General features: G+C 71.2%; 13 protein-coding genes. 4 read left to right on the forward strand and 9 right to left on the reverse strand.

The features are described 5' to 3' along the window. Positions 1–72 precede the first annotated feature (72 nt). The 5 genes from ACWV17_RS19230 to ACWV17_RS19250 form a co-directional block, all read right to left on the reverse strand. A complete protein-coding gene (locus ACWV17_RS19230; protein ID WP_455353824.1) occupies positions 73–1,149 on the reverse strand; it encodes an aspartate-semialdehyde dehydrogenase in 1,077 nt (358 codons plus the stop codon). Next, positions 1,146–2,417, reverse strand: a complete 1,272-nt coding sequence (locus ACWV17_RS19235) for an aspartate kinase (protein ID WP_455353825.1) — start codon at positions 2,415–2,417, stop codon at positions 1,146–1,148. The genes ACWV17_RS19230 and ACWV17_RS19235 overlap by 4 nt, the downstream gene beginning before the upstream one ends. Before the next feature lie 264 nt (positions 2,418–2,681). Beyond that, a complete protein-coding gene (locus tag ACWV17_RS19240; RefSeq protein ID WP_455353826.1) occupies positions 2,682–3,341 on the reverse strand; it encodes a DUF5063 domain-containing protein in 660 nt (219 codons plus the stop codon). Further along, entirely contained in the window at positions 3,334–3,933 is a 600-nt protein-coding gene (gene recR / locus ACWV17_RS19245; protein ID WP_455353827.1) for a recombination mediator RecR, read from the reverse strand. The genes ACWV17_RS19240 and recR overlap by 8 nt, the downstream gene beginning before the upstream one ends. Positions 3,934–4,027: 94 nt before the next feature. Then, a complete protein-coding gene (locus ACWV17_RS19250) occupies positions 4,028–4,363 on the reverse strand; it encodes a YbaB/EbfC family nucleoid-associated protein (RefSeq protein WP_455360708.1) in 336 nt (111 codons plus the stop codon). A 269-nt stretch (positions 4,364–4,632) separates the two neighbouring features. Here ACWV17_RS19250 and ACWV17_RS19255 point away from each other — a divergent pair, with 269 nt between their 5' ends. Then, on the forward strand, positions 4,633–5,418 hold the full coding sequence (locus ACWV17_RS19255; protein WP_455360709.1) for an SLATT domain-containing protein: 786 nt from the start codon (positions 4,633–4,635) through the stop codon (positions 5,416–5,418). Between the two features lie 18 nt (positions 5,419–5,436). Here the strand turns inward: ACWV17_RS19255 and ACWV17_RS19260 are convergent, their stop codons facing one another. The 3 genes from ACWV17_RS19260 to ACWV17_RS19270 form a co-directional block, all read right to left on the reverse strand. Continuing rightward, the gene (locus ACWV17_RS19260) at positions 5,437–6,087 is read right to left on the reverse strand and encodes a hypothetical protein (protein WP_455360710.1); all 651 of its coding nucleotides are present in this window, start codon (positions 6,085–6,087) and stop codon (positions 5,437–5,439) included. 204 nt (positions 6,088–6,291) lie between these two features. Next, positions 6,292–6,984, reverse strand: coding sequence for a GntR family transcriptional regulator (locus ACWV17_RS19265; protein ID WP_455360711.1), 693 nt, complete (start codon positions 6,982–6,984; stop codon positions 6,292–6,294). Between the two features lie 125 nt (positions 6,985–7,109). Continuing rightward, positions 7,110–8,465: an aminotransferase class III-fold pyridoxal phosphate-dependent enzyme gene (locus ACWV17_RS19270; RefSeq protein ID WP_455353832.1), complete on the reverse strand. Its 1,356-nt coding sequence runs from the start codon at positions 8,463–8,465 to the stop codon at positions 7,110–7,112. Positions 8,466–8,639: 174 nt separating this feature from the next. Between ACWV17_RS19270 and ACWV17_RS19275 the strand changes: the two genes are divergently transcribed. The 3 genes from ACWV17_RS19275 to ACWV17_RS19285 all read left to right on the forward strand — a co-directional run bounded on the left by ACWV17_RS19275 (position 8,640) and on the right by ACWV17_RS19285 (position 11,543). Then, positions 8,640–9,254 carry a DJ-1/PfpI family protein gene (locus ACWV17_RS19275; protein WP_455360712.1) on the forward strand — a complete coding sequence of 205 codons (615 nt, stop codon included), beginning with the start codon at positions 8,640–8,642 and terminating at the stop codon, positions 9,252–9,254. 16 nt (positions 9,255–9,270) lie between these two features. Further along, a complete protein-coding gene (locus ACWV17_RS19280; protein ID WP_455360713.1) occupies positions 9,271–9,771 on the forward strand; it encodes a MarR family winged helix-turn-helix transcriptional regulator in 501 nt (166 codons plus the stop codon). 104 nt (positions 9,772–9,875) lie between these two features. Continuing rightward, positions 9,876–11,543 (forward strand): serine/threonine-protein kinase, encoded by a 1,668-nt coding sequence (locus tag ACWV17_RS19285; RefSeq protein WP_455360714.1) that lies wholly within the window; start codon positions 9,876–9,878, stop codon positions 11,541–11,543. Positions 11,544–11,595: 52 nt separating this feature from the next. On the opposite strand, the gene ACWV17_RS19290 is transcribed toward ACWV17_RS19285, so the two are convergent. Then, positions 11,596–12,291, reverse strand: coding sequence for an alpha/beta hydrolase (locus ACWV17_RS19290; RefSeq protein WP_455353837.1), 696 nt, complete (start codon positions 12,289–12,291; stop codon positions 11,596–11,598). Positions 12,292–12,332 lie beyond the last annotated feature (41 nt).

The following is a 12,332-nucleotide window of genomic DNA, read 5'->3' on the forward strand; positions in this document are numbered from 1 at the left end:
ACCAACACCTTGATCACAGTCTTTCCAAGCCTGCGATCACGAGACCTTCACAGATCTTACGAAGACTTCCGGTCAGCCCGCCGAGATTTCGGCGGCCACCAGTTCTGCGATCTGAGCCGTGTTCAGAGCGGCACCCTTACGCAGATTGTCCCCGCACACAAAAAATTCGAGCGCGCGGGGGTCGTCCAAGGACCTCCGGATCCGCCCGACCCAGGACGGATCGGTCCCCACCACGTCCGCGGGCGTGGGGAAATCGCCCACTTCGGGGTCGTCGAAGACCACGACACCCGGCGCGGTGGAGAGGATCTCGTGTGCGGCGGCGACCGTCACGTCCTTCTCGAAGCGCGCGTGCACGGTCAGCGAGTGGGTGGTGATCACCGGGACCCGTACACAGGTCGCCGTCACCCGCAGGTCCGGCAGATCCAGGATCTTGCGGGACTCGTTGCGGATCTTCAGCTCCTCGGAGGACCAGCCGTCCGCCTCCAGTGAGCCCACCCACGGCACCACGTTCAGCGCCATGGGCCCCGCGAAGGGGCCCGTGTCGTCGCCCACCGCCCGCCGCACGTCGCCGGGCGTCCCGCCCAGCTCCGTACCGGCGACCAGGGAGATCTGCCGGCGCAGCGTGTCGACACCGGCCCGGCCGGCCCCGCTCACCGCCTGGTACGAGGAGACGATCAGCTCGTCCAGCCCGTACTCGGCGTGCAGCGCGCCGACCGCCACGATCATGGCCAGCGTCGTGCAGTTGGGATTGGCGACGATGCCGCGCGGGCGCATCCGTACGGCGTGCGGGTTGATCTCGGGGACCACCAGCGGTACGTCCGGATCCATCCGGAAAGCCGCTGAATTGTCCACGACGACCGCGCCCTTCGCGGCGACGACCGGCGCCCACTGGGCGGCCACCTCGTCGGGCACGACGAACACCACGACGTCGCCGGTGCCGATGCCCTCGAAGGCGTCCTCGCCGAGCGCGACGACCTCGGTCTCCACGCCCCGTACGACCCGCTTGCCGCCCGCCGAGCGCGGCGAGGCGATCAGCCGGATCTCACCCCAGACATCGGCGTGCTGGGACAGGATCCCGAGCAGCACCGCGCCGACGGCTCCGGTCGCCCCGACGACGGCGAGCGTCGGGGCGGACCGGGCTCCGGTCATCGGCCGGTGCCTCCGTAGACGACGGCCTCGTCGCTGTCGCTGTCCAGGCCGAAGGCGGTGTGCACGGCGCGGACGGCCTCGTTGACGTCGTCGGCGCGGGTGACCACCGAGATACGGATCTCGGAGGTCGAGATCAGCTCGATGTTCACGCCCGCGTCCGAGAGCGCCTCGAAGAAGGACGCCGTGACACCCGGGTTGGTCTTCATGCCCGCGCCGACCAGCGAGATCTTGCCGATCTGGTCGTCGTAGCGCAGCGACTCGAAGCCGATCCCGTCCTTCGCCTTCTCCAGGGCGTCGATGGCCTTGCGGCCCTCGGCCTTGGGAAGGGTGAAGGAGATGTCGGTCAGGGCGGTGGTGGCCGCCGAGACGTTCTGGACCACCATGTCGATGTTGATCTCGGCATCCGCGATGCTGCGGAAGATCGCCGCGGCCTCGCCCGGCTTGTCCGGCACCCCGACGACGGTGATCTTGGCCTCGGAGACGTCGTGGGCGACTCCGGAGATGATGGCGTGCTCCACCTGCTGGTCCCCTTGCGGCTCGTTGCTGACCCAGGTGCCGCGCAGTCCGGAGAAGGACGAGCGGACGTGGATCGGGATGTTGTATCGGCGTGCGTACTCCACGCAGCGGTGCAGCAGCACCTTGGAACCGGAGCTGGCGAGCTCCAGCATGTCCTCGAAGGAGATCCAGTCGATCTTCTGGGCCTTCTTCACGACCCGCGGGTCGGCGGTGAAGACACCGTCCACGTCGGTGTAGATCTCGCAGACCTCGGCGTCCAGCGCGGCGGCCAGGGCGACGGCGGTCGTGTCCGACCCGCCACGGCCGAGGGTGGTGATGTCCTTCTTGTCCTGGGACACACCCTGGAAGCCGGCGACGATGGCGATGTTGCCCTCGTCGAGGGCGGTGCGGATCCGGCCCGGCGTGACATCGATGATGCGCGCTTTGTTGTGGACCGAGTCGGTGATGACGCCGGCCTGACTGCCGGTGAACGACTGGGCCTCGTGGCCCAGGTTTTTGATCGCCATGGCCAGCAGGGCCATGGAGATCCGCTCTCCCGCGGTCAGCAGCATGTCGAATTCGCGTCCGGCAGGGATCGGGGATACCTGCTCGGCGAGATCGATCAACTCGTCCGTCGTGTCGCCCATCGCGGATACCACGACGACCACCTGGTGGCCGTTCTTCTTGGCATCGACGATTCGCTTGGCGACGCGCTTGATGCCTTCGGCATCGGCTACGGAGGAGCCTCCGTACTTCTGCACGACAAGGCCCACGTGCGCTCCTCGCTCAGTCCGTATCTTCCGGGGCCAGCCCCGGGCGGCCGCAGTCCTGCGGTCGGCTCAGTCTATCGAGCGGGCAGAAACCGCCCCACGCGTATTGCATCGTGAGATGTCCCGCTCACGGTGCAGTCGCGGGGAAGCGCCTGCCCGCTCGGTGGGATCCCCTGCCCCATACCGGCGCGCCCAAGCGGAACGTGGCCCATGTCACGCGCGAGCGGCTCCGGCGCGCAGGCGGCCCGACGCGGCCGCCTGTCCGTACTAGCGGGACTCCCGCAGGCCCAGTGGGGCTCCGATCTCCTCCGCCATCACCCGGCCCGCCTGCTCGGCGAGGTCGTCCTCGGTGATGTCCTCGTCCGTGTCCAGGCCGTCAAGGGCCTGGAGCGGCTGGTCCAGGCGGACGTGCGCGACCAGGGCCTGGAGCGCGCGCAGGGCGGCCGAGGCGGTCGAGCCCCAGTTGGAGAGGTACGAGAACTGCCACCACCACAGCGCCTCGGTGGTGCGGCCCGCGCGGTAGTGGGCGAGACCGTGGCGCAGATCGGTGACGACATCGGCCAGGTCGTCGGAGATCCGGCAGGGGACGGGGGCCTTGCGCGGCTCGTACGGGTCGAACACCTCGGAGTACACGTCGACCGGGTCGAGCATCCGCGCGAACCGCTCGCGCAACTCGTCGACGTCCGGCTCCGGGCCGAGGTCCGGCTCGTACCGCTCGTCCGGGACGATGTCCTCGTGCGCGCCCAGCCGGCCGCCGGCGAGCAGGAGCTGGGAGACTTCGAGGAGCAGGAACGGGACCGCGCTGTCCGGTTCGTCGCCCTTGGCCACTTCCGTGACCGCGACGATGAAGGACTCGATCTGGTCGGCGATCTGGACCGCGAAACTGTCCGGGTCCTGCGACACGGCGTGCAAGTTTGCGTCAGACATCGAGAAGTCGTCTCCCCTCGAAGGCACGCCCGAGCGTGACCTCATCCGCGTATTCAAGGTCGCCGCCCACGGGCAGGCCGCTGGCGAGCCGGGTGACTTTCAGGCCCATCGGTTTGATCATGCGGGCGAGGTACGTGGCCGTGGCCTCGCCCTCCAGGTTCGGGTCGGTGGCGAGGATCAGCTCCGTGACCGTGCCGTCGGCCAGCCGGGCCAGCAGCTCGCGGATCCGCAGGTCGTCCGGGCCGACGCCCTCGATGGGGCTGATCGCGCCGCCGAGCACGTGGTACTTCCCGCGGAACTCGCGGGTGCGCTCGATCGCGACGACGTCCTTGGGCTCCTCGACCACGCAGATGACCGCGGGGTCGCGACGGACGTCCGCGCAGATCCGGCACTGCTCGGCCTGCGCGACGTTCCCGCAGACCGCGCAGAAGCGGACCTTGTCCTTGACCTCGAGCAGCGCGTGCGCGAGGCGGCGCACGTCGGTCGGCTCGGCCTGGAGGATGTGGAAGGCGATCCGCTGCGCGCTCTTGGGACCGACGCCGGGCAGCCTGCCCAACTCGTCGATGAGGTCCTGGACCACGCCTTCGTACAACGGAACGCCTTTCTCGTACTGCTCGTTTGTCGTACTGCTCGTTCGGGGTGGTGCGTATTCGTGTGCTGCGTACGGTAGTTGCCGGACGCCCCGCTCAGAAGGGGAGGCCCGGCATTCCGCCCAGACCCTGGGTCAGCGGACCGAGCTTGTCCTGCTGAAGCTGCTGCGCGTTCTCGTTCGCGGCCTGGACCGCGGCGAGCACCAGGTCGGCGAGCGTCTCGGTGTCCTCCGGGTCGACCGCCTTCGGGTCGATCACCAGGGCGAGCAGCTCGCCGGAACCGGTGACGGTGGCCTTGACCAGGCCGCCGCCCGCCTGGCCCTCCACCTCGGTCTGGGCCAGTTCCTCCTGGGCCGCGGCGAGGTCCTGCTGCATCTTCTGGGCCTGCTGGAGCAGCTGCTGCATATTGGGCTGGCCACCACCGGGAATCACGGTTCACTCCGAGGCTGTTCGACGACGTCTGTATGGGTGTTCTTCGGTGAAACCGAGCCTACGTGCTCACCGGGCACCGCGCCCTACACCGTAAGGACCAACTCTTTCGAGTGAGAGGCCGGGGACTCCTCTACCTGATCAAGACCTCCGTGTGGGCGGAAATACCGGGATTTCCGGCCCATGGCCCACCATTCGGCGGTAGGAAGTGCATGCGCACCAGTACGCACACGCGCACCACCACACGTCAGCGCAGGCAGAGGGAGTGCCGGGTGAGTCAGCCGGACATGCAGCCCGAGAGGCCGCCGCGGGAACCCCGGGAACCCTGGGAGTCCCGGGAGTCCCGCGAACCCAGGGGCCCCCGGGAGGAGGGCGCGCCGAAGGCGGCCGACCTGACCGGCCGGCCCTTCCCCCTCGGGGACTGGGGCGAGCCGGCGGAGCGCCTCGACGAGCTGTACCGGTGGGTGGAGGGGGACGCCCTGCGGACCGCCGAGTGGTACCTGACCGACCGTGCCTGGAAGCGGCGGGGTGCGCGCGCTCTGCGGCTGGGGACGGCGGCCGGGGCGGTCGCGGGGGCCGCGCTGCCGCTGCTCGATCTGACCGGCACGCTGGACGGGGCGTCGGGTTTCGGTTATCTGTCGCTGCTGCTCGGGGCGGCCTGTATGGCCTGCGACCGGTTCTTCGGGCTGACCTCGGGGTGGATAAGGGACGTGGCCACCGCGCAGGCGGTGCACCGGCGGTTGCAGGCGTTGCAGTTCGACTGGGCCTCGGAGAGCGTGCGCGAGGTGCTCGGCCCCACCGAGGGCACCGCGAGCGAGGCCGCCGAGCGCTGTCTGACCGTGCTGCGGCGCTTCTCGGAGGACATCAGCGAGCTCGTCCGCTCCGAGACGGCGGACTGGATGGTGGAGTTCCGGGCGGGCCCCGCGCCGCTGATGATGCAGTCGCTGAGTACGGGTGGGTCCCGTACGGAGAGTGGACAGCCCTCCGGCCGCTTCGCGCTGCCGCCGGGGACGCGGCCCAGCATGCCGCGGCAGCGCCCGCCGGAGTCACCCCGGTGAGCGCTGCGCACGGGCGCGTCAACTGAAGATGATCATCGAGCCCTGACCCAGACTGCGGGTCGCGGCCGCGTGCAGGCCCAGCCAGACGTGCCGCTCACGGGCGAAGGGGCTGTCGTCGTACGGAATGGGGCCCGCCGGTTCCTCCAGCGAGGTGGGGCGCTGCGGGGGCGCGGGGGCGGCCGGCGGTTTGGCCGGGTCGATGCCGATGGCGGGGGCGACGAACTCCAGCTCCCGCAGCAGGCCCTGGGTGGAACCCAGGGGGCCGCCGCCGGCCAGCAGTTCCTCGTTGCCGAGGGGGGAGGCGAAGTCGACCGGGACATAGGCGCCGGCGTGGTCGTAGTGCCAGACCAGGTGGGACTGCTGGGCCGTCGCCTCGAACATCTCCAGCAGCTGTTCGTAGTCCCCGCCCAGCTCGTCGACGGGCGTCACGGCCAGCCCGCAGATCTGCAGCAGGTACGCGCGGCGCAGGAAGTGCAGCGCGTCGTAGTCGAAGCCGGCGACCGGGGCGACGTCGCCCGACAGGCCCGGCATGTAGGCGAAGACGGGAACGGACGGCAGCCCGGCCTCGCCGAGTGCCTTGTCGTACGCGGCGATCTCTTCGGCGAAGGGATTGTCGGGGCTGTGGCACAGCACGTCGACGAGGGGGACCAGCCACAGGTCACAGGCCAACGGGGCTCCTATCGGGGGCCTCGGGGGTGGTCCCCCGGGAATGTCGCAGCGTTCGCGTCGTGCGCTGGTCGGGACAGCGTAGTGCTCCGCACACGCTGCGCGAAGAGGGCGGCGGCCCTCGCTTGGACCACGCACGACCGACACGCGAGCAGGTGAGACGCGTGCTGGGCCCGCGGGCCGGGGCGGGGCTTGCGGGCCGTTGGGTCAGGTCGTGCTCACGGGCGGGGCGGGTTCCAGACCCGCCGCCCACGCCAGCGCGTGGTCGTTGTACGCCCGTACGACCAGACGTACCGCCTCCCCGTCGCCCCGGTTCACCGCGTCCACCAGCTCGCCGTGGCCGTTCCACAGCACCTCGTCGAGCCGGCTGTGGCGGCGCAGGTACGGGACGGCGAACACCCAGCACTGGACGCGCATGCGGTGCAGGAACTCGGAGATGTACACGTTCCCGGCGAGCGCGCCGAGCTCGCGCCAGAAGCGCAGGTCGTAGCCGACGAGGATGTCCAGGTCCCCCGCCCGGGCGGCCCGCCCGGCCTCCTCGGCCCGCCGCCGTACGGACACCAGCGCCGCGCCGCGCCCGGCGCCCCCCGCGTGCTCGGTGATCCGCCGGAAGATCCCGTCGACGACCAGCGACCGGGCCTCGACCATGCCGCGGTAGTCGTCGACGGAGAAACTGTGCACCCGGAAGCCGCGGTGTTGGTCGGAGTCGAGCAGCCCCTGCGCGGACAGATCCACGAGCGCCTCCCGCACGGGGGTCGCGGACACCCCGTACTGCTCGGCGATCTGCTTCACCGTGAATTCCTGCGCGGGCCGCAGCCGCCCCGCGAGCAGTTCCTCGCGCAGCGCGTCCGCTATCTGCTGCCGCAGGGTGTTGCGGGTGACAGCTCCGCTGCCGGCCATGGGGTCCGTCTCCTTCGTGGGTTCGGGACACCATAGGCCAGGCAGCGGAATCGGTCTGTGACGCGATGCGCAGTGCCGTCAGGGGGCCGGCAGGAGTGCCGGCAGGGGCGCGGCCAGGGGTGCGCTCAGGCCGTGTGCGCGTCCGCCGCCGTCAGGGCGTCGTCCAGCAGGGCCAGGCCCTCCTTCGCCTCCGCCTCCGTGATCGTGCAGGGCGGCACGACGTGGGTGCGGTTCATGTTCACGAAGGGCCACAGGCCGCTCTTCTTGCAGGCCGCCGCGAACTCGGCCATCGGCGCGTTGGCCGCCCCGGAGGCGTTGTACGGGACCAGCGGCTCGCGCGTCTCCTTGTTCCGTACGAGCTCCAGCGCCCAGAAGACACCGAGGCCGCGCACCTCGCCCACCGACGGGTGCCGCTCGGCGATCTCGCGCAGGGCCGGGCCGATGATGTCCGTACCGATGCGGGCCGCGTTCTCGACGATGCCCTCCTCCTCCATCACGCCGATGGTGGCGACGGCGGCGGCGCAGGCCAGCGGGTGGCCCGAGTAGGTCAGGCCGCCGGGGTACGGCCGCTGGTCGAAGGTGGCGGCGATCTCCGCGGAGATCGCGACGCCGCCCAGCGGGACGTAGCCGGAGGTGACGCCCTTGGCGAAGGTCAGCAGGTCGGGGGTGACGTCCCAGACGTCGGCGGCGAACCACGTACCCGTACGGCCGAAGCCAGCCATCACCTCGTCGAGGATGAAGACGATGCCGTACCGGTCGCACAGCTCGCGCACGCCCGCGAGGTAGCCGGGCGGCGGGGTCATGATCCCGGCCGTGCCCGGAACGGTCTCCAGGATGATCGCGGCGATCGACTGCGGGCCCTCGAAGGCGATGGTGTCCGCCAGGTGCTGCAGTGCGCGCTCGCACTCCTGCTGCTCGGTCTCCGCGTGGAAGGGCGAGCGGTACAGGAACGGGCCCCAGAAGTGCACGACACCTGCCGAGGCGGTGTCGGAGGGCCAGCGGCGCGGGTCGCCGGTCAGGTTGATCGCGGCGGCGGTCGCGCCGTGGTACGAGCGGTAGGTGGAGAGCACCTTCGTACGGCCCGTGTGCAGACGGGCCATGCGGATGGCGTTCTCGACGGCCTCGGCGCCGCCGTTGGTGAAGAAGATCTTGTCGAGGTCACCGGGAGTGCGCTCGGCGATGAGGCGTGCGGCCTCGGAGCGCGTGTCCACGGCGAAGCCCGGCGCGAGGGTGCAGAGCCTGCCGGCCTGCTCCTGGATCGCGGCGACGACCTTGGGGTGCTGGTGACCGATGTTGGTGTTGACCAGTTGGGAGGAGAAGTCGAGGTACCGGTTGCCGTCGTAGTCCCAGAAGTACGAGCCCTCGGCGCCGGCGACGGCCAGGGGATCGATCAGGCCCTGGGCGGACCAGGAGTGGAACACGTGCGCGCGGTCGGCGGCCTTGACGGCGGCGCCCGCTCCGGGATCGGCGTGAGGGGTCATGGCCACAGGCTAAGAGTCCACAGGGTGGACAGGACATCGGCGTCATGTACGGGGGTCGGGGGCTCGCCGCGACAGTGTGTCGGCCGAGTGCGCCGCGGCCTCATCTTGACAGCATGCTGTCTTTTTGACAGGATACTTACATCGGCATACGGGGGCCGCAACCAAGGAGCTGCCATGACCAGCAAGACCGTCTACCTGGCCGTCTACCCCACATTCGCCGACTGGGAGACCGGGCACACCACCGCGCACCTCACCCAGACGGGCTACGAAATCCGGACCGTCGGAGCCTCGCTCGACCCCGTCAGCACCATGGGCGGCGTCCGCATCCAGCCCGACGTCACGCTCGACGACGTCCGCCCCGAGGACGGCTCACTGCTGATCCTGACCGGCGCGCAGCTCTGGGACATGGGCGACGAGCTCGCCCCCTTCGCCCGCAAGGCGCGCGAGTTCCTGGCGGCGGGCGTCCCGGTGGCCGCGATCTGCGGGGCCACGGCCGGGCTGGCCCGCGAGGCACTGCTCGACGACCGCCCGCACACCAGCGCCGCGGCCGGCTACCTGGCGGCCACCGGCTACCAGGGCGCCGGTCACTACGTCGAGGCGGACGCGGTCACGAGCGGCGACCTGATCACGGCGGGCCCGACCGAGCCGGTGGCGTTCGCCCGCGAGGTGTTCGGCAAGCTCGGGGTGTACGAGGGGGAGGTGCTGGACGCCTGGTACCGGCTCTTCCACAACTCGGACCCGAGCGCGTACGAAGTCCTCATGGCCGCGGAAGGGGCAGGCGTTGAGTGAACCGACGAGAGATGCAGTGACAGACCGGATACAGCAGGACCTGCTCAGCCGGACGGCGCTCGACGTCTTCCGGCTGAACGGCCAGTTCCTCTCCGTCTCCGAGGAGCTGGCCCGGCCCGCCGGGCTCACCGCGGCCTGGTGGCAGGTCCTCGGCGCCGTACTGAACGAGCCGCTGCCCGTCGCCGGGATCGCCCGCGCGATGGGCATCACCCGGCAGAGCGTCCAGCGCATCGCGGACCTGCTGGCGGACAAGGGCCTCGCCGAGTACGTACCGAACCCGGCGCACCGCCGGGCGAAGCTGCTGCGCCCGACCGAGGCCGGCCGGGCGGCGATACGCAGGATCGGCCCGGGCCACGCGAAGCTGGCGGCGCGGCTCGCGGGCCTGCTGGGCGAGGACGCACTGGCCGAGACGGTACGGGTGCTCGAGCGGCTGTCGAAGGCGATGGAGGCGGTCGGCGAGCCGGCGGCCCCGACGGCGGGGGCGGGGGCCGGGGCCGGGGCGGGAAGAGCTTCGTAGGTCGGTTCCTGACCTGTGGGGCGAGCGGTGCGCGGCACTATCCTCGACCCGTTGAGCTTGTCGTGCACGGGGGCACGGGAGCCCGGGGGAGGGACTGCACAGCCATGGAGAAGACGGGACCCGGCGACCCGCAAACTATTGGCGCCTACCGGCTGTTGGCCCGGCTCGGCGCCGGCGGCATGGGCCAGGTCTATCTGGCCCGCTCCGACCGCGGCCGTACGGTCGCGGTCAAGCTGGTACGTGAGGAACTCGCCGCCCAGGAGGAGTTCCGCGCCCGCTTCCGGCAGGAGGTCCAGGCCGCGCGCCGCGTGGGCGGCCAGTGGACCGCGCCCGTCCTCGACGCCGACACCGAGGCGCCGGTGCCGTGGCTCGCGACGGGGTACGTCGCCGGGCCCAGCCTCCAGACCGTCGTCTCCGCCGACCACGGCCCGCTGCCCGAGCGCTCGGTACGCTTTCTCGCCGCCGGACTCGCGCACGCCCTGCGGGACATCCACGCGGCAGGCCTCATCCACCGCGACCTCAAGCCGTCGAACGTCCTGGTCACGATCGACGGACCGCGCGTCATCGACTTCGGCATCGCCCGCGCCCTGGAGACGGTCACCGACGGCGGCCTGACCCGTACCGGCGCACTGGTCGGCTCCCCCGGCTTCATGGCCCCCGAGCAGGTGCGCGGCACCCCGGTCACACCGGCGTGCGACGTGTTCTGCCTGGGTTCGGTACTGGCGTACGCGGCGACCGGCACCCTGCCCTTCGGCGCGGCCGACAGTGGGGCCCACGCACTGATGTACCGGATCGCGGAAGAGGAACCGGACCTCTCCAGGCTGCCGGAATCGCTGCGGGATCTGGTGCGCGACTGCCTGCGCAAGGACCCGGCCGCGCGCCCCACGACGGCCGACATCCTCGCCCGGGTCGGCGCCGACGACACGGTGAGCGACGGCCGGGCCCGGGAACCCTGGCTGCCGGCCGCACTGGTGGCGCAACTCGGCCGCCACGCGGTGCGGTTGCTGGAGACCGAAGACGCGGGCCCGCAGCCGCCGTCCCAGCCGGCCCGGCCGCCCCAGGCGGCGCCTGCCGTGCACGCGATGCCCACGGTCATCGGCCCGCCGGCACCCCGGCCGGCACCCCCGTCGCCCCCGCCGTACGGGTACGGCCCCACGCCCGCGTACGGCCCGCCCCCGACCCCGGAACCCGCGCCGCGCCGCGACCGCTCGACAGCGGCGCTGGTCGCGGTGGCGCTGGTGGTCGCGCTCGCGGCGGGCGGCGGTGTGTACGCGGCGATGAGCAAGGCGGGCGGCGACGACGGGAAGAGGGAGCCGACGGCCTCGGGGACAGGAACGGGCACGGGCACAGGCACGGGCACAGGCACAGGCACGGGGACGACCGACCCGAAGCCGGGGTCCGCGACCCCGGCTGCGTCACCGGACCAGGAGGGTTCGGGTGCCGTACCGGCCGAGTACATCGGCACGTGGCGGGCCACCTTCGGCGGCGCGGACGGCCTGAACACCCGCGTCCTGACGATCAGCCAGGGCGACGTGGGCGATACGGTGATGCACCTGACGGGCCAGGGCCCGAACCACGACTGCCGCTGGTCCGCCACCCTCCGCGCCCCGGGCCCGCCGCTGAAACTAGGCCCCTCGACGGTCACGTTCGGGGACGCGGCGACGTGTTCGCCCGGCGAGTGGAGCCGGCTGGACATGCCGGACGGACGGACGCTGGTACGCGAGCTGGTGGGCAGCGGCGGCGAGCCGGTCACGTACACGAAGGTGGGCTGAGACAGCGGACTCCCCCGCGTTCCGCGCGGACCTGACCGGACGGGTACAGGCGCTAACCGGCGAGGTCGATGGCCGCCGTCTCGATCAGCTCGACGACCGGGACGGGTTGCGAGGCCAGCGACGCGTGGCCGGCGTCGAGTTCGATGAGCTTGCGGGGTTCCATCCGGGCGGCCATGCGCCGCTCGTTGTCGGGATGGATCATCCGGTCCTGGCCCGATACCTGGTACCAGGTCGGCTTGGTCCGCCAGGCCGGCGCGGTCACGGTGTCCCCGAAGGTCGAGGCCAGCGGGGCCTTCTGGGTGACGGCCATGACCAGGGCGTCGTCGGCGCTCAGGTCCTGGCAGAAGCTCTCGTGGAACTTGTCCTGCTTGACCCACAGGTAGCCGTCGGAGTCGGGGGCGAGGTTCTCGAACGCCGCAGGCGGCATCTCCTGGCTGAGCTGTCCGGGACTCTCTCCCGCGTCGGGCGCGAACGCGGCGATGTAGACCAGTCCGGTGACGTTCGGCAGGTCACCCGCCTCCGTGATGACCGCACCGCCGTAGGAGTGACCCACGAGCAGGACGGGCCCGTCCACCTGCCGGACCATCTTGCGGGTGCGCTCGGCGTCGTCGGCCAGGGAGGTCAGCGGGTTCTCCACCGCGAGCAGCGACCCGAAGCCGCGGTTGTGCAGCTCGACAATGACCTTCGACCAGTGGGCGGCTCCGCCCCAGAACCCGTGCACCAGAACGACCGTGGGCTTGTCAGCCATCGCTACGCACCATTTCGCTCAGTGGGTTGGTGTTGCTTTCC

Source organism: Streptomyces mabaensis (assembly GCF_053763515.1).